The organism is Phormidium sp. FACHB-592 (assembly GCF_014695795.1).
GTDB lineage: Bacteria > Cyanobacteriota > Cyanobacteriia > Leptolyngbyales > Leptolyngbyaceae > Stenomitos.
In genome coordinates this window covers 1-19,031 of sequence record NZ_JACJOZ010000042.1, presented here as the reverse complement: position 1 = coordinate 19,031, position 19,031 = coordinate 1, and the positions used below count along the sequence as shown (strand labels likewise).

Sequence of the window (19,031 nt, the reverse complement as noted above, 5' to 3'; positions counted from 1 at the left end):
CCCTTGCCTATGGAAACAGCAACAGGCTTTACCATCGATGGTGCCAGCTCACAAGATCTGGACGATGCCGTTTGGGTGGAGACGGACGGCAACAACATGCGGCTTCAAGTGCATATTGCGGACGTAGCACGCAAGGTAGAACAGGACAGCTTTCTGGACAGGCAAGCACTTAAACGTGGCGAGACAGCGTACCTGCCAACGACGCGCAAACCGTTATTTCCCCAGAGCCTCGAAGGGTCGCTGAGTCTGTTGCCCTTCGTCGATCGCCCGGTCATCACTGTGGACATACTGGTTGACCCACAGGGTGAACTGCTGGACGTGTCCCTGCGTGAACAGGTGCTCGTCAGCCAGGAACAGTTCAGCTACGAAGCGGTCGAGGGGATTCTTCGGGGAGCGCCACACCACTTGCAGCCCCAACTCCGACTGTTAGAACAGGTGACGCGGCAACTCGCACAACAACGGCAGCAACAGGGGGCTGTGTTTGGGCGCACCGTCGGAACAAACTACATTGATGAAGACGGTCGTGTGGTCACACAAAGTCTGCGATCCCAGCAAATCATTGCCGAACTCATGATCCTGACGAACCGGGTCGTTTCAGAGTTTATGTGTGACCACAGACAGGCGTGGCTCTACCGCACGCATGACTACCGTGACTTGAGTGAGCTACCGGCGGAGCGACAGCAGTTTGTGCAGGCGTTGAAAGCAATCGCAGACGAGGAAACGCTAAGGCAAGTGCTAGCGGGGCACTACGACCGTGCGCGTTATAGTCCTGAAGCGAAGCCACACGTGGGACTGGGTTTAGCAGTCTACGCACACACTACCTCCCCGATTCGACGTTACGCTGACCTAGTGAACCAGCGGTTGCTGAAGGCAGCTCTGCATCGTCAACCACTTCCCTATCCAACCGCCACGCTGGCAGACATGGCGACGCAACTGACCACGCTGCAACACGTCCGCCGTGACCAAAAGAACGCACAGCACCGAGCACAACGGCACAGTGCTGTGGCGCAGCAGGTGCAGCAGACTGAGCTGTCAGCGCTGTCCCCTGAGCTGTTCAGTAAAGCCTTGAAGCAAGGTGTCCTCAATGACCAAGGGGCAACACTAGAGCCAACGCTGTTGCAACGACTGGCAGACGGCACACTGACGGCAATGGACTTCTACCAGGTGTTGGTGGTCATGCCCAACACGCCAGAAAGTGTGAGCGTCAAGCTACAGGTCTGGGACGCAATCGCCGACAATCCCATGAGCCTGCAAGTCCTGAACCTGATCCGCATGCACTGGCAGCCTACTCCCACCGTTGCGTTCAAAGAGCAGAGCACCCCGGACGGTTGGGCAGCGCTCTGTGTGGTGACGCAAGCAGGCAAAGAGCAGTGTCCGCCTGTTTGGTCGGTGGCTCCGCGTAAAGCGTTGGCGCAGCAAGACTCTGCGTCCCGTTGGCTGGCAGCATGGGTCTGGAAGAAACTGGTCAGCAGTGCCGCAGCACAGTTACCAGAAACAACCGCGCCACTGCCAGTTGAGCCTTTGCGTCCCGCCCCGGAAACCTTGCTAGCAGCGAACCAGGCGCTAGACTACGTGAGTTCGCTCAACCAATATGCTCAACGGTTGGGCGTGCCACTGCCGGAGTACACGTTTGCGGTAGTCGCCACGAGCAACGGCTTGTTTCAGTGCGTCTGTGAGTGTTTTGACCTTGTGGGTAAGGGCGAGGGCGGCAGTAAGAAGCAAGCCAAGAGCCAAGCGGCTCAGAGTGTGTGGGAGCAAATTGAGAGTGGTGCTGCCAGCCCACACGCGATCAGAGCATACAGTAGCCATGAACCCTACGTTTAAGGGTGGGTTTTGTTGGCACGATCTACGCAAGCTTTCGATGACCTGTGCAGCTAATTTTACGCTTGGGCGTGATGGGCAATATTAGTCTAAAAACATGTGGGCGACGGCTGGCGATGATGTGGCAGTAAGAGAGGCAATTCCCGACTATGTTCTGCAGCATTTGGGCTTCACTGCCTGATTGAAGCTGCCAAAAGTCACCCCCTTCGACCTGAGCCATTGCTCGGAACAAGTCTGCTGTGGTGCAGGCTTCTACCGATTCCCTCCTTAACATTTGGGAAAACGGCTACACTGATGGTGATCTGGCTACCTGGTGTGTGCCATGACCTTTGTTCTGGACCGCGAACTGACCTTTGAAGAGTACCTTGCCTACGATGACGGTACAGACACTCGCTATGAGTTGGTTGATGGCAGGTTGGTGCCCATGAATCCACCGCGTGGTCGGCATGGCAAGGTCACAAAGCGACTCCTGGTAAAGTTCGACCAGGCAATTGAGCAGCAGGGGGCACTGTGGTCCTGTCGCTGGGATGTGGGTGTGCGTACTCAGAAGAAAGTGGTTCGCATCCCTGATTTGGTCATCATCACCCATGAGCAGGAAGATGCTATTGACGACATTTCAGCCGTGGTGGAGACACCGCCCCTGCTGATCGTTGAGGTTGTGTCGCCTGGTGCTGAGAATCAGGAACGTGACTACCAGGACAAGCGCAAAGAGTATTTGGCAATCAGTGTCACTGAGTATTGGTTAGTAGACCCAGGTGAGCAGAAGGTCATTGTGCATTTGTTGCAGGGGCAGCGCTACCAGGCGACTAAGTACGTTGGCAGCAGCACGATCATTTCTGTTGCCTTCCCTGCGTTGGTTCTGACTGCGGAGCAGGTGTTGCAAGGCTAGACCCAGAGCGAAAAACTTTGCACTTCAGCAAATTTGGCGTGTTAGCGTTAGCTAGTACTTCAGTTCTAATTAACGCTAGCTGGCATAAGCGAAAATGTTGCCTCAGAAACTCACAGCAAGGTACCTCGCCCGATTTGATGAATTGATTGCAGAGGGGGAGACAGTGCTTGCGGGGATAAAGGTTATTCCAGGTCAGGTTAACCCATTGACCGACAAAGACCGAAGTCGTATGGCTGTGGGTTTACCATGCTGGTCTCGTGCACAATCAGCGCCTGGGTACTCTATTCCTTTGAACTATGATGAATGGTTACTCAACGTCAAATCTTTGCTTGATCAGGTGATTCCTCTTACCAGCAGTCACCGAAAGCTGATTGATGAAAATAAATCCTTTGGGCATGCTCAAACATATACAAAAGCGCGGCTCTCTGTCTTGAGAGCAATGAGAAAAGACTTCGAGCTAGGGTTCTTGGGGGAGAACCTTGCTGCTCAAATTGAGGCTGCAGTTGCATCTGACTACTTAGGACAAGCAGAGAACCTGCTGGCTGAAGGGCAGCCAGGGAAGTACGACCATGTCCCGGCAGCAGTCTTGGCAGGCGCTGTCTTAGAAAAAGCACTACGAACGCTTTGTGGCAATCAGCAACCACCCTTACTGACCATTGATGATCATGGAAGACTATTGACGCTGAATCGGTTGATCCCTGACCTGAAAAAGGCAGGTGTTTACAATGAACTGATGGCAAAGCAGTTATTGGCTTGGGCTGATATTCGCAACAAAGCGGCACATGGTGAGTTTGATCAGTTCACTCGTGAACAGGTAGGGCTGATGGTCCAGGGCATTGGACATTTCCTAGCTCAACACATGTTCTAAACCGTTGATGATATGACCCCTCACGCTAGACAGCACAACCTTTGCTAACGCAAGCTGTGCTGTTCAACATCAACTCTCTGACTTTTAACGGCGAAGTCTGTTGTTAGCCGCAGTAGGGGAACAGGTAGCGGGTTGCTCTGGCAGAACGGATGGCTGAGAATTCGCTCTAGGATGACCGTAGCCGTAGCCAGAGGCGAAGGATGCCCCTGCAATAAAAAGAGTTACCAGCACCTTTTCTGAGATCTTGATACTCCAAGCAAACCCTTCAGACGAAGGTGGAACATTGGAACCTGAACGATTTAAGATTGACATGATGGCAGTACTCCAGAAACTGTCAGATGGATCGAAATTGCTTTTCCTGTTAACGCAGGAAGTTATGCACCCTTTGCAAGGCGTTAGTGTTGATAGCACTGACGCTTCTATCACATCAATGAATAGCGCATCACTCATCAATGGTTTTTTTGCTTCCTTTTTTGGGTAGCCAAAGATTTTCCACCTTTACCTGAATGTAAAACGCCCAGAATGATTCAAGAACCGCTCGAAGTAGAATGAAGTGAGTGCCTAAAAACGTGTGATGCGTTGCGATGAGTCGCTCGTGAAGCACCCTTATTTCAGCTATACATTCCTCCGGAAGCGTTCCATCCAATAGGGATAGGGCTGATAAAGCACTGCGTTCAACTTTTTTAGACTGCTCTTCTCTTGGCGAGTGCTCTAAGAATTTCGGCGCAAAAAATTTTATTTGCAAGTCCTCAACAAGCTGGCGTTGAGCCAATCCTCTTGTTCTGAGTGCTTCCAATTCTTGCTGCGGCGCGTTGCTTTTCTGTAATTCTCGCCACTGCTCCCTCATCTCAAAAAGTTTTTGCTCTTCCTGTTGGAATTGCTTAACCATTTTCTGTTGCACCTGCAGTGTAGGAAATGTGCAATACATAGTAGAGATAGTAGACATTAAGCTTCTCCCATCACCATTTGCCCTTGTGCAGCACGCTGCGCCAAGAGCATTCGATACGATTGGATTTCATTGAGCGCGTTTGAGCCCAGTCCAGTCATTTTGTAGTATTTACGTCTTGCCCCACCTGTTCCCTCCTGTTCATCACCCCACCGCCAAGAGATGAAGCCTTTTCGCTCAAGTCGGTTCAATGCCGGGTAGAGGCTTCCAAAGCTTAGGGGTATAGGTCTACCAGGGTTGAGTTCATCAAGAATCCCCAGCCCATATAGTTCTCTGCCAAGTAAAACAGTAAGAATATCTTCGTCAATCGCTGATAGCTTCACTGCTTCAGCTTCCTGCGCTGTCTGCTTTTTAGGCATTTTCCCTTTCCTTTCAACTCATTAGAGTCTTGTAATTCTCATAGTACTATAAAAAAATATAAGTGTGTGTAATTTTCCAATACGGGGTTTGAGTAGCATTCAATGGCAGTGCCAGAGGAAGAAAGCAAACGGGTAGGGCATGCAAAAAATTGTTGTCAGTGTTGTTTGCCTGGGCACTCTGGTGAAAGCAAGTAATCTGCATTTGTCATGACTGGACTCCTGAACCGTCTTCGCGATCGGCTGTCATCCCTTCTGCCTGAACCTGAACCTGAGAAGCTAACCGTTGACAGCGTGGGGCAGCCTGAGAGCGGCGTTTCAGCAGAAACCATACAAGCAGTGATGGAGTGGCTCTTCGCCAGTCTGATCAACGCAGGCTACTATAGACGGTCGCACCTGTACTGGCTACATACGAAAGTAGAGCCAGCACAGAATCGAGCACTTCAGCATTGCTATCGTCGGAAGGAACCTGTCTTGGGCTATCGTTGCGGTGACCGGATGCCTGCACCTCCCTCCGGGTACTACTGGCGGTTAATGCCAGAACATACATCAATGCGAATTTATCAGCTTGAAGTCAAGGACGATGCCTGAGACTCCACTCTTCCAAAGGTTGCCGGAATGCGAGCGCTGTTAGTTCAATCCAAGGTAGTCCCTACCTCTGTTGCGGCGTTCACCCACAGGGCGTGTAGAGTGATCGCTGTCCAGACTTTCAAGCAAGTGCGATCTCTGCCAAGAAACATAAGCTGCTCATCACACTAGATTGGACAAGAAAAATAATCAATCTCAAAAAACAAAACGGTTATTGAAACTGCGAATAGCCCAAAGGACAACTCCCATAATGTCGTAATTAACGTCCTTTGTTAACTGAAGCTCCTTATGAATTGGATTATCTGATTCAGGGACTAAAAATTCACCATTTTTGTCTTTTCTGTATCGTTTAACTGTTTGACTTCCATCTACTAGTGCAACAACAATTGAATTGTTTTTTAGATTCGATCTGTCCTTTAGCTTTTCAACTATTATCAAATCCCGCTCGCTAATTCCTGCACTATTCATTGAATCCCCTGCAACAGGTACAATAAAGGTCTGTGAAGGGTTTCTGACAAGTAGTTCATGTAGATCGACTAATTCTCCAGGATTATCTTGTTCAGCTGTAGCTGGAAGGTCTAGTGTTGCAGCTACGGCACTTGGGAACTGAATGATTTGTGTTTGATTAGGGAGAGAAGGTCGATTTTGAAGCTCTTGACCACCTAAAGCCTTCACCTGAAAATGCGTCAAAAATTGATGTAGAGGTTCAGCTATTTTCTCCTTTTGCAATTTGCTCATTGCGTTGATGCTATTTGCACACCTTTCTGGTATCCGTACAGCTTTAGTGTCTTCCTTGTAGTTGCCTGTCTTTTCTGGGCGACCAGCGCCATCACGTTCACCGCCACGACCATCCTTACCATCCTTAGGTTTAGGCTTTGAAATCTTCTTCCCATCCAAAAAACTCTTGTTCGGCTCCATTGGAGAATTCCATAAATTCTGTACAGTAATCAAATGTTACCAGGGCACCCCAGAAGAGAAACATTCAAGATGTCTACCCTGCTGGGGTGAGACAGTAATTATTGGCTGACTACTTTGATTTGTCGATAGGAAGTTTGGGTGGCGATGGGTCAACTCGTTGGCTCTCTTGCTGATTCACTACTACGCTTTGGCTTGCTGTGGAACAATTGGAGGGCTGTCGCATACTACTGTATGTGTATCCTCCTCCAAATGACAGTAGGATACACGTCAAAGTAGTCAAGGTATGACCAGGAAACTGTAATTTAACCATTGAGCGAAATCCTTTAGTTTAATGTTCATTCGCAGTAACGTTCGTGCTTTGGCAAGGGATGAAACGATGACCGCTAAACTAGTAAACATGTACCAGCTATGATGCATTTGTACCATACGATAAAAACTTTATGCAACCCTATCTCAGCACAAAGATTTGTTAGAATTTTGTACGTTTTTCAAAAAACAACAATTAATTGAATTTTGAAAAACGTACAGAAATCGGAAGCATTTTCTAAGCAAGCATTACCAAGATGTTGAAAATTGTACAGAAATCAAATACTATGAAATGAAAGCTGTGACGCTCCTTGAGCAAACAGGTTAATGTTCTGTAAACGAAGCCAGTCCCGTGCGTGCTTTGGCAGGTGATGACACTGGACTGGACACTTCGTTCCAAAGGCTTTTCCCTAGAAAGGGGATCCAGCGACAGCTATGGACTATCTTCTACATAGGGGTTAAGCCTCCGATAATGTGCCATTCCCAATACAAGCTTTAATAAGTCAGCAGTAATCAATTCGTTCTGTAAACCGTCTTGAGCGTCAAACTAGTGGCGGGTGATGTTTGTCAAGACGACAATATAGCTATAGAGAAAGGCTAAAGACCCCTGATAGCGTCCCTCAGACTGCACCAACAGCCGATCCTGTTCAAGCTATTGTTTGATAGCGAGTGTGTAATGCCATGCTTGCGCTAAAGGGTTATCTACCGACTTCTCACCAGCGTCCGTGAGCAATGTCACAGTTTCTCGGCTAATCTGCTGGATGGTTGCCAGCTTCCAGTCCTTCACTTCCAGCACGATCAAACCCCGCTGTGGATGCAAGAGGATGAAGTCGGGATGGAGAAGTTTTTGACGGACGGGGACATCGTACCAAAGCAGATAATCTTGCTCTAGTTTGTCCTCCAGCCGTTGAGCCAGCCGTCGTTCACCCGCAGTCATGCGCTGGGCGCAAGTGCTGAAGGCAGGGATGAGGTTTGCCATCGGAGAATCAGAGCGACTGTAAGTTTGCTTCAGTATGCCTAACGTATCAAGTAAGACAATCTTGCTATGTCGATCGCTGCGAAGGAAATGCGGAGGAAGGCGATGACGATACTGGCGAGTAACAACAGTCTATGAATCAAGGTCAACCTGATTCTGAAGTTCTTCAAGGCTGTGAGACTGCAAAGTTTCAGCCTTTGTCTTTACAGCTATCAGCAACTTACGGAAGTTTGGGCAGTCATGGCACTTACTTTGGCTGCCAGGAGCAGCGCAATCACAGACAAAATTGTCAGGTTGGTCAAAGTAGTGCTTGCAAATTGGGCAAAAACGAGGATACTTGCCTGTCAGGGTAGGACGGGTACCAATCTTCTTTGAGCCACAGGCAGGGCACTTCAGCTCGACAGGTTCCCGCCGCCACTCTTCTAAGGCTGTTTGCATAGCGAGTTCGCAGTATCGCTTTTTAGCAAGTAATTTGTTCTGAAGATACATAGCGTAGGGTTCCTACTGGTTGAACACAATGGAAACGACTTTGCCATCACGGATGTAGATCTTTTTCACAAGCTTGCGGTAGATCTCAACCTTGTCGTCATTCGTGAGCAGATGCCAAATTGCAAGGTTATTGCCTGCCCGGATTAGAGCTTCAACAGAGTTGTCAAAAATTTTCTCTGGCGATATAAATGGATTTTTCTCCTCTTCTATCTGCTGACGCAATTTCGTCTTTAACTCATCGATATCAGGGTTGTAACCAGGTAGCTTCTCCAACCCTTCTAACTGCGCTTCCAGATGAGATAGTGCCTCTGACTTAGCAGGCAAGGCATCTGCATGTGTTAGGTCATTTCGATTCAAGCTTTGAGACTTCTCTACCAATGCTTCAATGAGGGCTTCTTCAATGAGTCTACGCTTGACTGATTTGCGGTTTCCGCATCCCATACCCACATGCCGGCAGGCATAGTAAAGGTATTCCTCATTCTCACCACCAGTACCCTTAGATGTGCATCGAGAGCTACATTCAGCGCAGTAGACTAGCCCTGCTTGGTATGAAAACCTACGGTAGTTGACTGAATCATTAGAGCCTCGCTGAAAACAACCACTTCCATTGCTGATATTGGTTTGGATAATTGTTTTGACTGCTTCGGCTTCACCATCTCTGAAAAGCCGCTGATCGGGGTGTGTATCCCTGTGCATCTCCTGCTGGTCTTCGGGAAAATATTTACGCTTACCATCAATCACTTCGTACAGGAGGTAGCGTGTATGTCCATCAAAAACAGGATTTCTCAACCAGAGGCTAAAGCCAGGAACCGACCAATGGAAAATCTTGTCAGTGCCATTGAACTTTGCACTGGTCTTGACAATCCCATATTTCTCAAAAATTACTTTCAGTGTCCGTCTTACTCCCTTCACTGCAAAAAAGATTTCAATACAGTCTCTCGCTAATTGCGCGATTGTGTATCCCGGAAGTACGGCTAGATCACCAAGTTGGCTCAAATCTAGGTAATTATCAGGTCGTTCGCTAAGTAAGCATAGAAACGGGGTTTGATCCAACACGTATTTATGGTCGACCACCTCGTAACCCCAAGGACTAGGAGGGTTTGCCCAAACCATTTTTCGTTGGTGCTTCTTACCCTGGTCAATACGCTCTGATAGCGAATCAACTTCCCATTCAGCTAGCACAGCTAATACATTCAGAATCATTTTTCCTTGAGCTGTCTCTAAATCAAACTTCTGGTCTAAGACAACTAGAGTTACCCCGTACTTCTCGAAAGTTTCAACTAGCTTTTTCAGGGTGACGAGGGAACGTGAAATCCGATCAAGTCTGGTGATAATGATCTTGCGAATCTTGCCACTTTCTACCAGCTTGATCAGCTTATTTAAAGCGGGGCGCGTATTACTCTTGCCTTGCTTAATATCTTCAAAAATCTGTTGAGCGCCTGCCTCAGTCACTCGTGCTTTCTGTTGCTCGAGTGCATTTGTATCTTCTGCCTGTTCTCGCTTTGAAAGTCGAACGTAGGCAACGACATCAGGCATAGATTTCCCCAATAGTTCAGAAGCTTTATAAGCTTTTTGTTTTACTGATAATAACTGATTTTTTGTGCATAACCGACTTGAGTTGGCTATGCACAAAACTGTGGATGATTCAGTGATAATCTCATTAAATAAAGCCGCTAATACTAATAGAAGAGTGATGAAAGAGTAGCTAAAAGCAGGTTCCGATGTGAGCAGATTGCTTCCATTTAGGAAGTAGTGTGAATAGGCTGAGAAGCCATCGTTAAATGTTACCAAGCTTGCTTGTGCAAAAGTAGTCATAAATTGCAGGGTCGAAACGACTGGTAGCAGAAGAAATGAGTGGGGCATAGTACATCCTGAAGGAGGGTGAATAATTACAAAAAGCGTTTGTCGTTTTAGCGAAGACGTGGTCAGTTGCCTTTGCGAAATTAGCCTGAGGAGGCAAACTGACTGTCTATGAGACAGAGGATCTTTAGGTAAGCAAGAATTGGTCTTTATGAGTTGGCGAAAAACAATTAAGTGCATAGCCTATGCAGCGATCTAGAAGCGTGTGTGAGATGCATACGTCGTTGTCAATTAGTCTCCGCTTATAAAGGCAATACCTTACTAATAACGTTGTGAGAGCCAATAAGGGAGTGCGTGATTCACATATATCGTCATGCTGGTTTAGTAACTACTACTACAACAATCTAGTCTTAACAATATTTGAGACAACTATAATGATCTAAATGAGTAATGTTCTCAACCCTGGCATTGACATAAAAAACTGGATGACCACCACTGCGCTTAGTGTTCATTGCAGCAACACTACTTTTTCTATAAATATTCTTATCTCAACTGCAAGCAATTAAAGCAATTAAAGTCATCAAAACAGTCAAGCTGCTCTAATTGATTGATGGAAAAATTTGTCAAAAAGTATTTCAAATACAAAAATATTTGCTATATATTGTCTTTAGGCATGAGTAAATCTTAGAGATAGTTTGGACTTATGATTATACCGTACAACCCCTACCCAAAGCTGCATACAGCCTTCCCAAGTAGTTGAATGAATTTGAATACTGATTGGCAGTAGATACTGCGGCAAAAATAAAGCGCCGGAATTTAGATGATTCCGGCGCTCGAGTTTATTTTCATTGATGTTGAGGAAATTATAGCATGAGCAACGATCGAGCGCAAAGCTCGCAAGGTGCTGGCAAACAAGCACGACCAGTGTCTAGTTTTTTGATTACTCAAACTCCAAAACAACTGCTCTTCGGCATTTTATCGCAGTGCGAAGATCAAGATCCAGAGGTTGTAAAAGAGCGTTGGTGGGAAAACACTAAAAAACTGCTTTGGCACATCATGAGATGCAGTCAAATAAACTTTTCTCGCCACGATAAATGGGTACCTATTAGTCGGGACTTCATTCAGAAGCATTTCAGAGGTGCCCGATGGGAAGTTCTGAAGGAAATAGGCTTTTTAGAATGCCGACTTTTCAGTGCTCGCACAGATGCTGAGGGGAAAGTATTCCCTATTGAGTACTTAAGCCAAGGTAGAAAAAGCCGTGAATTTTGTGTGCCACTGGATCTTCTTGCGCAGATTGCCGATCTGACCTTGGGGGATCTTAATCAAAGCAACAGCCCTGAAGTGTATGACCTCGTAAAAGGTTGCAGAAAAGAGCGAGCAATCCAGAGTCAGTTTTACGACAGCAGTAGAAATGAAATCGGGAAGCTTGTCGGCGATCGCATACGTGCAGTCGGTGCGTGCGAATTCAATGACAAGCGTATCCGTCAACACTTACAGGAATTAAAACGCGGCACTGATGCAGCAAGAAACCAGTATGGGGTGGAAAGCTACGAGTTTCGCTCAGCCTGCGCACGCTATCTCAATGATTTGAGTTGCTACTCTGCCATCCGGCTTGACTGCCGAGCGGTGCCCTATCAAGGCGAGATCTGGGTTTATCGCCCACCCTACAAAACACAGAGCAGCGGTCGCATTACTCACCGTAAGGGTGGGCTTCAATCGGCTTCTAAAAAGATGCAGGCAGCTGCTTTTTATGGCATTCCAGGTTACTGGAACGGTGATATGCCCGCCTCTCAGCCGAAGGGGATGATTCAGTTGATGAAGCAGGCAGGAGTTGATGCTTCTTGGCTAGAGACTTACACCAATAAGCTAAACGGGAAACATATAGTTGCCAAAAAAATTGGTATCACAGCCCAGACGTGGAAAAATTGTCTGAATCCAATGCTGATGGGCACGTTTATACCAAATCTTGGTGAGACGACTCGAAAAGGGTTTGTCGGACTAGGCAAGAAAATTCTCATCCATAGACGAAGTGCTGAGGTCATGCCTGAAGTACCCGCAATCGTCAATCAACTGCTTCGTGCGTTTAAGTTCGATGGGGAACAGGCGTATGAGGCTTATGAACGCTTGTACAACGAAACTGAAGCGCTCATTAAAGCTCTCCATGAGTATCACCTTTACATCAAAACCAAAGTGATTGCAGAAGCGAAGAGCTGCCCAAGATATGGACCATACGTCACCAACCAGGCAGAAGCAAAACTGTTTCTGAATGATCTTGAAGGGGACAAAGTGGCAAAGGTCGCGGCTCATCTCCTTCAAGGACGTGAGGCAGCGTTCATGGCGGCAATCTACAAACTTGGCAAGAAGTACAACTACACAATCCACCAGGATATGCACGACGGCGCAATTTTTTCAGGAAGAATACCCGCGGAGGCGATGGAGGAAGCGCGCCAGATCAGTAGTGTTGAAGGCAGTATTGAGGAGAAGCCTTTCGACAACCCCCAGGAGATGACAAAGGCGAACCAAGCGGCTTAAAAACAGCAGCACAAAAACGGCGCTGCTGATCAGAACCGCTCTTAAGGGGGTGTAAGCCCAAAACCCAGAAAATGCCGTCAACTCGCACAGCGACCGTGAACTTTCCGGTTTTCGATGGTTGGCGGGTTGCCATCCTGTGGTGTGGCACCCGCATAGTTACTCATGGCTCAATCAATGGCAACTTTCCGGTTTACAAGTCTTCTATGGAAAGTTTTGGAGTTAATGATGCACTGCCACGATCGCGACGAAAAACAGGCTATTCAACATCTACAGTGTTTGGCAGGTCATCAATGGGGATGCGATCGTGGCAGTGCTAGATTTAGGCTGACAGAAATTTCTGGGTTTTGGGTTTACACCCCCTTAAGGATAATTTTGGGGCTAGAACGGGTTGCGTCTAAAGGTTTGACCATAGGGGCAGGTTGGCAAAATGGGACGTTGCCAATCCCAACTTCCCAGCATCACCTCGCCAACTTTAATGGCGACTTTTTTTTGACGGAAACTTTTTTGATGGGCGTTTGCGGGGTATCCCGGTCGGTCTGGGTTGGGTTGGTGGGTGCCGGGTCCCGTGGGCTGGGGGTTCTGGTCCAGCGGGTGCTGGGTCCCGGTGCCTGGAGGGGTGCCTCGGTGCCCGCGGGGGCGGGGCGAGGGGGCTGCGGCGGGTGGTGGGGTGGGGTGCCCTAAGTTAGGTGTAACAAGTGAAACTGTTCAAACACCTATCTGGCAGGGGTTTAAGGGTTAAAATCACTGATCGTTTATAGGCTTTATTACCACCATCTGTCGCAAGACAAGTGTGTCTGTCACACGTGTGATGGTGCTGGTCTCTGAAAAGATAAGCTGACTGTCCGCACAAAGCTTATGGTACTGAATTGTCGCAATCTGATGGCTGCGACGGCTGCCGTAAAGGTTTTTTGACACCGATTATGCATTAGTGGTTCGCCTACTCGACATTCCTAATGGGTCGTCTGCCTCGCTCATTGCCATTACTCAATTGCTAGATACCGGATTATCAAGGCAATTAGCCTTTTCAAGAATGGCGACGCTCATGCCAACTGACCCACTACTCTGTTGTCTAGAAATCCCTTCCTATCCTGTATAGGTTTTAGCCATCGACAAAATTCGTGACATTATCGTGACTTGTCGTGACACCCTTTTTCCGTCGCCTGAAGCTCAGACTGGAAAGCACTTTTCAAGGATTGATGCAGTCGTGACAGGTCGTGACATTATCGTGACTTGTCGTGACTTGTCGTGACACCCTTTTTCCGTCGCCTGAAGCTCAGACTGGAAAGCACTTTTCAAAGATTGATGCAGTCGTGACAGGTCGTGACATTATCGTGACCGCATCGTTACCCACTCGTTACAGTGTCGTTACCCGCTCGTTACAGGCGTTACATCCGTCGTTTCATCGTCGTTACACTCTCGTTACAGGTGGCTGATACTCTGCTGGCTTCGTCGTAGCCGACGCTCTTTAAATCGCTGGATACAACTGCTTGGCATTGCATGGGCTAAACATTGAAAAGCCATCGGTGCCACCAGCATCGGTAAAACCAGGATTGCCCCAACACCATGACATTCATTTTGCAAGCACTGACGCAGTGGTTTGCTTCAGCGCCTGAAAACCCCTTGTGCTGATTCAAAAGGCATTGGGTAGGGTGGCAGAAGGTTGATCCGCATTCATTAAAGTGCGAACAGCTATGCAAATTAAACAACCAACGCTAAAAAGCGAGGAATTACCATGCTTGATATCGCTAAAATCGGGCGGCTTGCCCAAGACTCTAGCCCTCAAGACCTGCACGCAGCTTGGGTTTGGCAGCAACAGTTTAATGCCTTCAATGGACAAGAGATTATCACCGATCTTGCCCAGCAGCCTCAGTTATGGAGCAGCTTTTTCTTCATGGCAGCCAGCGATGGTTCTGCTCAGGCGGCTGGAAGTCTGGATGAAGTCATCGGGACATTGGTGGCAATGGCAACCCACCGTTCTGCGCCAGCAAATAGAGGCACTTATGATGTGCCTTACCCAGCCAACACTTTGTATGTTCTGGCTGCCAAGCAGGACACAACTGTGACTCAATTGATGGCTCTGGGAAAGCAGTGGCGTGCTAAGGCTGTAGCTGTCCATAGCGCCACTCAGTATACAGGCGGCTACCCCTGTGGAGACGCTTTACAATTAGCGCTCAAAGGCGCTGCCTTGAGTGAAAACGGTGAGGCGCAGCAAGAGGCTGTTGTGATTTCCTACTGCTGGTCTCACCACACCTTGTCCCGTCCTGTCGCGTCCAACGCCAAGCGCAAAGCTGTCTCTGGGCTTGCAGCCAACGGCAAGCACACGCAATTGGCCTTGATCTAAGGGTGATTGAAGCAAAGCTGCCATGAAGTGCAATCAGGCTGAAACTGATACAGAGCAAGGAATTGAAAGTAGCCATTCCGTACTATAAGTTTTGCCGTATTCCCCCATTTGCTTTTACTGGTCAACGAATTGAGGCTGTTTCAGGCTTCGGTTTAGTTCTCATTGCACCTAGTGACACGTTCGCTTCAATCACCCCTTGATGGTGCCTTTCGGAGGGCACCATCAACGAGGCGGATCAGCTTCAACCGTTTTGGGGCATTGTCAAAGCGGGCAATCATCCATGCTAGGAAGCAGCAGAGCGGTGACTACATGAGCTTTGACGAAAATTCGACTTATGAGCTGCTTTCGGCTGTTTGCGTCGCGGTGCAGCGACCCTGTCGTGCTTCAATCGATAGGGTTCAGTTGTTTAAGCTGTATGTGTTTGCGTCCTAGCACCAACTCAAACGCATCACCCGGCTGAAGCGCCATTTGCTCGGTATACGCGGTGCCGATCAACAAGTGACCATTCGCCTGCACCGCAATTCGGTAATTGGCGCTGCGTCCATCTCGACCACGCTCAGCGGCTGGTTCGTCCAGTGCAATGCCTTCCGCTTCCAGGAGTGCCGTCAGAAACTGTAGTAAGTTGACGCGTTCTCCACCACCCTTCGTGACCGTGTAATAACCGCAGGCTTTCGCTTTCTGGGTCTTGCTCAGGGTCGCTAGCGTCTTGACCTTCTGTAGTAACGCTGTGCCTGTCAGAGGTTCGCTCGTCTTCTGTTTCGCCATGCTGCTGCTTTACTGCCAAGAACCTACACTCATATCATGCTGGATCGTGGGTCATACTGACTGACGGAGCGTTGACCGCGATCGCCGAGTCAAAGCAGTGCCATCAGTGGTCGCATAGCAAGCGGTTTGAAGGGGTGTACTAGTGGCTTGACCTAGCTTTGGACTTTTTTGACGCAGAAAGCGGTAGTACAGCGGCAAATTTACCCAGTTTCAGCGGCTGAAACCCTTGTCCTACGTTGCACCGTTGCTCCGGGTTGCAACTCACCACGCGATCTCCCGACGCGCTTTTGAGTGCAGGCGCAAGCCCTTGATGCGGGGCGGCAATCACGCGAAGGCGATCGTCTTGTGCCGCGTAATACTGGGCGATCACGAGGGAACCATCGGTGGAGCCGTCGTCCCACAGCACGTACTCAAAGTCGCGCTGGGTTTGTGCCAGGATGCTTTCGATCGTGGCAGCGAGATACTACTGACGATTGTAGATGGTAGTAACGAGTGCGATCGAAACGCTCATGTCAAGGCTCTAGCGGTGCTACAAACAGAATGCCTTACGACCACTCATTCAATACCAACTGACCTGCCGAGTGGGATACGCGGCTTCTCATAATTCAAATCGTATTGCTATGTTAAAGTACTGGGCTTTCAATCTTAAACTTAAGATGCAATTACACCAAAAGTACGCAGAGGATAAAATGAATGCTGAAGAAATATTAAAGCTATACGCAGCAGGTAAACAAGATTTTCAGGGTATCAACTTTGATGGCATTCATTTAGCTAAAGCTGATTTAAGTGTAGCAAATTTTCGAGGTTCTTCCTTTATTGGCGCAGATTTAACTGAGGCTTTACTATTAGGAGTAAATCTTGATAAAGCAGATTTAACTAGAGCAATTTTAATTAAATCGAATTTAGGAAGTTCAAGCTTGAAAAATGCTAATTTAACTGAAGCAAATCTCTACCAGTCAAATTTACTGGGAGCAGATCTGACTGGTAGCAAGTTAATAAAAGCTAATTTGGCAGAAACTGGGTTGTCTCTTTCTGATTTGGTTGATGCAAACATGAGCGAAGCAGATTTATCCAAATCGGAACTACTTGAAGCAAATTTGTCTGGAGCGAATCTGAGCAAAGCAAGGTTGTTTCAGACTAACCTATGTGATTCAAAGTTAATTGGAAGTGATTTTTCTCAAGCTGATTTAAGTGAAGCTAATCTAATAGGAGCTAATTTGAGTAAAGCAATTTTTAATGGTGCTAACTTAAATCAAGCAAATCTGGCTTTTGCTAATCTTAGTGAAGTAATGCTCAAGAAGGCTAACTTAAATCAGGCAATCTTTGATAGATCTGGATTGCGAAATGCGGATCTTAGAGGTGCTAGTTTAAGCCAGACCGACTTCCAAGATGCAGATTTGAGTGGAGTTAATTTAATAGGTACAGATCTATCAAAAGCAAATTTGGAAGGAGCGAATACGACTAATATACTAATTTAAGTTAACGTCAGTTCGGGTTAAGCCGGGAGGGCTTAGTTATAGCAGCGGATGTTGTTGGCGAATGTATGACAACTGCTCTTACAAGAAGAATACAAGGATTGGCAAACAACGACAAATTAGACCGTTTAGCGTTGGTCACCTTTTTGTCATCCTACCTGTAGCCCATTCGCCAACAGCATCCAATTTGACTCACCCCCACTTACGGTTCAGAGGGCAAAAAAGTACCCGATCGCTCTGACTGGGTTGGTTCTGTCTCTATTGATTTTAAGGTGCCCATTGATAAGCGTGGCTAACGCTCAACTGGTGCTTCCGGTGCTGGACTCGCTCAAAACTGGCACAATCCTTGAAAGCATTACACAGCAGCAGTCTTCCTTTTTCACCTCTTTGCCCCGTTGCTGCCACCCGCAGCTAACCAAGGTGATCGTCCGACGCCCTTTGGCTTGCTGTTACATCTAATGTGTTAGTCAATCTGTGCAACATCTGCTAACAAAAGGACAGGAGCAAGTACGTTGAACCGTACTTGCTCCTGTCTGCGTCAACGCAGCAAAAGAGCAAAGTGCAAATAAGCTGCCCCGCTCTACTTTAAGCAATCAGCAGGAAATTAGCTTGTGTCAGACTGCTGGCTTGAACACCGGCCACGGTGGCTAGAAGCTCACTGGTGCTACCGGCTCGAATCAGCGCGTTATTCGCGTCTGCACCTGTCCCTTGGAGAATGCTTAACCGCCCAAAGGTTAAACCACCTGACAGAGCAAACTTATCCCCTTCCAAGAGGCTGAAGTCTTGAACCGTGTCTGAGCCACTCCCCCTTGCCAACACAAAGACATCAGCGTCTGAGCCGCCCACTAGGGTATCGTTTCCACGTCCGCCATCCAAGTAGTCGTAGCCAGCGCCCCCGCGTAGGAGATCGGCGCCGCTGAGTCCGAAGCTGCGATCGTCACCACCTTGAGTATTGATGACATCATCGGAGTGATCAAACCCGCGCACACTGTTGTCTAGCTCGTTGAGAAAGGTGACCGAGTTGCGGTTGAAGATTTGCTCTAAATCCCACTCCGCATTAAACACGTCAAAGCTATCTTGCACACTGCTTTGCCCATCAAACACAAGGTTTCCAAGGTTCACAGAGGCTCCAGTAGACTGGCTCAAATTGTCGAGGTTATCCAATTGAACATTCCGTAGAATGGCGCCCGTAGCGGCAACTCCCTCAAAACTGACCACCAGATCATCGCCTTTCTGAGTCAGTATCAGATTGCGAGCGGTCAAGTCTGCACCCTTAAATTGGATCGTGTCTACTTCCGCGAGCGTGTTTTCTGAAGGATTGGCACCGCGACCAAGCCCGCCGAAATTTACTACGGCTAGATAGCCCTCGCCTGCCGTCACTTCAGCCGTCCTGGCTCCACCCTCAGCCTTGACCACTGCCGAAAAACGCACTCCAAACAACGTTTGGTACATGAGGCGGTAAATTTCGGTGTTGTCTAAAGTGCTAGGCAGTTGTTCAGCATTCATACCGTAGGTTTTGGAAACAATGCTGCCAGGGAAGTCGGGTGTGCCGACCCACCCAACGGCAAAATTTCCCATTGCACCATCCAGACTAGCCATCGATGTGAATGGTCTCCAGGGAAAGTCAGCGCTCGCCGTGCTGCCATTCACACCATCCAGAAAATTACGAGTTGTGTTCGTCGTCGTTGGGTTGACGTTGATAAAAGGCACTTGAGGCTCACTGTCGAGTAGTGCCGGGGTACTGGTGAAATTTCCGGTCGGACGGGCATACGGCACATACTGGACCACCTGTAAACCCCCGGCATCGCTGTCGGCAGCCGTAATCACCAGCGTGTTGGGATCTTGGCGATCAACGTAGTCTATGGCAACCCCGATCGCCGCATCGGCTCGTCGAATCGCTTCCACCGTGCCAACCGCATTATTGTTGTTGGCAAAGTTATCGCTACCTTCTTCCTCAACCA

18 protein-coding genes and 1 pseudogene are annotated in these 19,031 nt (G+C 48.2%); 9 read left to right on the top strand and 10 right to left on the bottom strand.

From position 1 onward, the window contains the following. Positions 1-9 precede the first annotated feature (9 nt). The 3 genes from H6F86_RS10605 (at position 10) to H6F86_RS10595 (ending at position 3,578) form a co-directional block, all read left to right on the top strand. Complete coding sequence (locus H6F86_RS10605) at positions 10-1,824, top strand: RNB domain-containing ribonuclease (RefSeq protein WP_190448571.1); 1,815 nt, start codon at positions 10-12, stop codon at positions 1,822-1,824. A gap of 319 nt (positions 1,825-2,143) precedes the next feature. Next, on the top strand, positions 2,144-2,710 hold the full coding sequence (locus H6F86_RS10600; protein WP_190448570.1) for a Uma2 family endonuclease: 567 nt from the start codon (positions 2,144-2,146) through the stop codon (positions 2,708-2,710). 289 nt (positions 2,711-2,999) lie between these two features. Further along, positions 3,000-3,578 carry a DUF4145 domain-containing protein gene (locus H6F86_RS10595; RefSeq protein ID WP_242033466.1) on the top strand — a complete coding sequence of 193 codons (579 nt, stop codon included), beginning with the start codon at positions 3,000-3,002 and terminating at the stop codon, positions 3,576-3,578. Positions 3,579-3,662: 84 nt separating this feature from the next. On the opposite strand, the gene H6F86_RS10590 is transcribed toward H6F86_RS10595, so the two are convergent. The 3 genes from H6F86_RS10590 to H6F86_RS10580 all read right to left on the bottom strand — a co-directional run bounded on the left by H6F86_RS10590 (position 3,663) and on the right by H6F86_RS10580 (position 4,883). Further along, entirely contained in the window at positions 3,663-3,890 is a 228-nt protein-coding gene (locus tag H6F86_RS10590; RefSeq protein ID WP_190448568.1) for a hypothetical protein, read from the bottom strand. Positions 3,891-4,020: 130 nt separating this feature from the next. Then, positions 4,021-4,524, bottom strand: a complete 504-nt coding sequence (locus H6F86_RS10585; protein WP_206756029.1) for a hypothetical protein — start codon at positions 4,522-4,524, stop codon at positions 4,021-4,023. Further along, complete coding sequence (locus tag H6F86_RS10580; RefSeq protein WP_190448566.1) at positions 4,524-4,883, bottom strand: helix-turn-helix transcriptional regulator; 360 nt, start codon at positions 4,881-4,883, stop codon at positions 4,524-4,526. Before H6F86_RS10580 ends, H6F86_RS10585 begins: the two co-directional genes overlap by 1 nt. Positions 4,884-5,090: 207 nt before the next feature. Here H6F86_RS10580 and H6F86_RS10575 point away from each other — a divergent pair, with 207 nt between their 5' ends. Beyond that, positions 5,091-5,471, top strand: coding sequence for a hypothetical protein (locus H6F86_RS10575; protein WP_199305208.1), 381 nt, complete (start codon positions 5,091-5,093; stop codon positions 5,469-5,471). A gap of 192 nt (positions 5,472-5,663) precedes the next feature. Here the strand turns inward: H6F86_RS10575 and H6F86_RS10570 are convergent, their stop codons facing one another. From H6F86_RS10570 to xisF, 4 genes are all read right to left on the bottom strand, one after another. Beyond that, complete coding sequence (locus H6F86_RS10570; RefSeq protein WP_190448565.1) at positions 5,664-6,386, bottom strand: S24 family peptidase; 723 nt, start codon at positions 6,384-6,386, stop codon at positions 5,664-5,666. Between the two features lie 958 nt (positions 6,387-7,344). Further along, positions 7,345-7,671, bottom strand: coding sequence for a nuclease-related domain-containing protein (locus H6F86_RS10565; RefSeq protein WP_199305207.1), 327 nt, complete (start codon positions 7,669-7,671; stop codon positions 7,345-7,347). Between the two features lie 129 nt (positions 7,672-7,800). Then, on the bottom strand, positions 7,801-8,106 hold the full coding sequence (locus H6F86_RS10560; protein ID WP_190448564.1) for a hypothetical protein: 306 nt from the start codon (positions 8,104-8,106) through the stop codon (positions 7,801-7,803). Between the two features lie 63 nt (positions 8,107-8,169). Further along, complete coding sequence (gene xisF / locus H6F86_RS10555) at positions 8,170-9,972, bottom strand: fdxN element excision recombinase XisF (protein ID WP_199305206.1); 1,803 nt, start codon at positions 9,970-9,972, stop codon at positions 8,170-8,172. A 1,254-nt stretch (positions 9,973-11,226) separates the two neighbouring features. Here xisF and H6F86_RS10550 point away from each other — a divergent pair. From H6F86_RS10550 to H6F86_RS10535, 4 genes are all read left to right on the top strand, one after another. Beyond that, positions 11,227-12,489, top strand: coding sequence for a hypothetical protein (locus H6F86_RS10550; RefSeq protein WP_190448563.1), 1,263 nt, complete (start codon positions 11,227-11,229; stop codon positions 12,487-12,489). A gap of 162 nt (positions 12,490-12,651) precedes the next feature. Then, positions 12,652-13,170 carry a hypothetical protein gene (locus tag H6F86_RS10545; protein ID WP_190448562.1) on the top strand — a complete coding sequence of 173 codons (519 nt, stop codon included), beginning with the start codon at positions 12,652-12,654 and terminating at the stop codon, positions 13,168-13,170. A 554-nt stretch (positions 13,171-13,724) separates the two neighbouring features. Beyond that, complete coding sequence (locus tag H6F86_RS10540) at positions 13,725-13,922, top strand: hypothetical protein (RefSeq protein ID WP_190448561.1); 198 nt, start codon at positions 13,725-13,727, stop codon at positions 13,920-13,922. Positions 13,923-14,221: 299 nt separating this feature from the next. Further along, complete coding sequence (locus H6F86_RS10535; protein ID WP_190448560.1) at positions 14,222-14,830, top strand: hypothetical protein; 609 nt, start codon at positions 14,222-14,224, stop codon at positions 14,828-14,830. Between the two features lie 384 nt (positions 14,831-15,214). Here H6F86_RS10535 and H6F86_RS10530 read toward each other — a convergent pair whose 3' ends face one another. Together H6F86_RS10530 and H6F86_RS10525 are read right to left on the bottom strand one after the other, a co-directional pair. Beyond that, entirely contained in the window at positions 15,215-15,595 is a 381-nt protein-coding gene (locus tag H6F86_RS10530) for an AbrB family transcriptional regulator (protein ID WP_190448559.1), read from the bottom strand. A 139-nt stretch (positions 15,596-15,734) separates the two neighbouring features. Next, a complete protein-coding gene (locus H6F86_RS10525) occupies positions 15,735-16,001 on the bottom strand; it encodes a glycosyltransferase (protein WP_347240116.1) in 267 nt (88 codons plus the stop codon). Positions 16,002-16,284: 283 nt separating this feature from the next. Between H6F86_RS10525 and H6F86_RS10520 the strand changes: the two genes are divergently transcribed. After that, positions 16,285-17,073, top strand: coding sequence for a pentapeptide repeat-containing protein (locus H6F86_RS10520; RefSeq protein WP_206756028.1), 789 nt, complete (start codon positions 16,285-16,287; stop codon positions 17,071-17,073). A 582-nt stretch (positions 17,074-17,655) separates the two neighbouring features. Here the strand turns inward: H6F86_RS10520 and H6F86_RS10515 are convergent. Further along, positions 17,656-19,031: pseudogene (locus H6F86_RS10515) on the bottom strand (hypothetical protein); the annotation flags it as partial.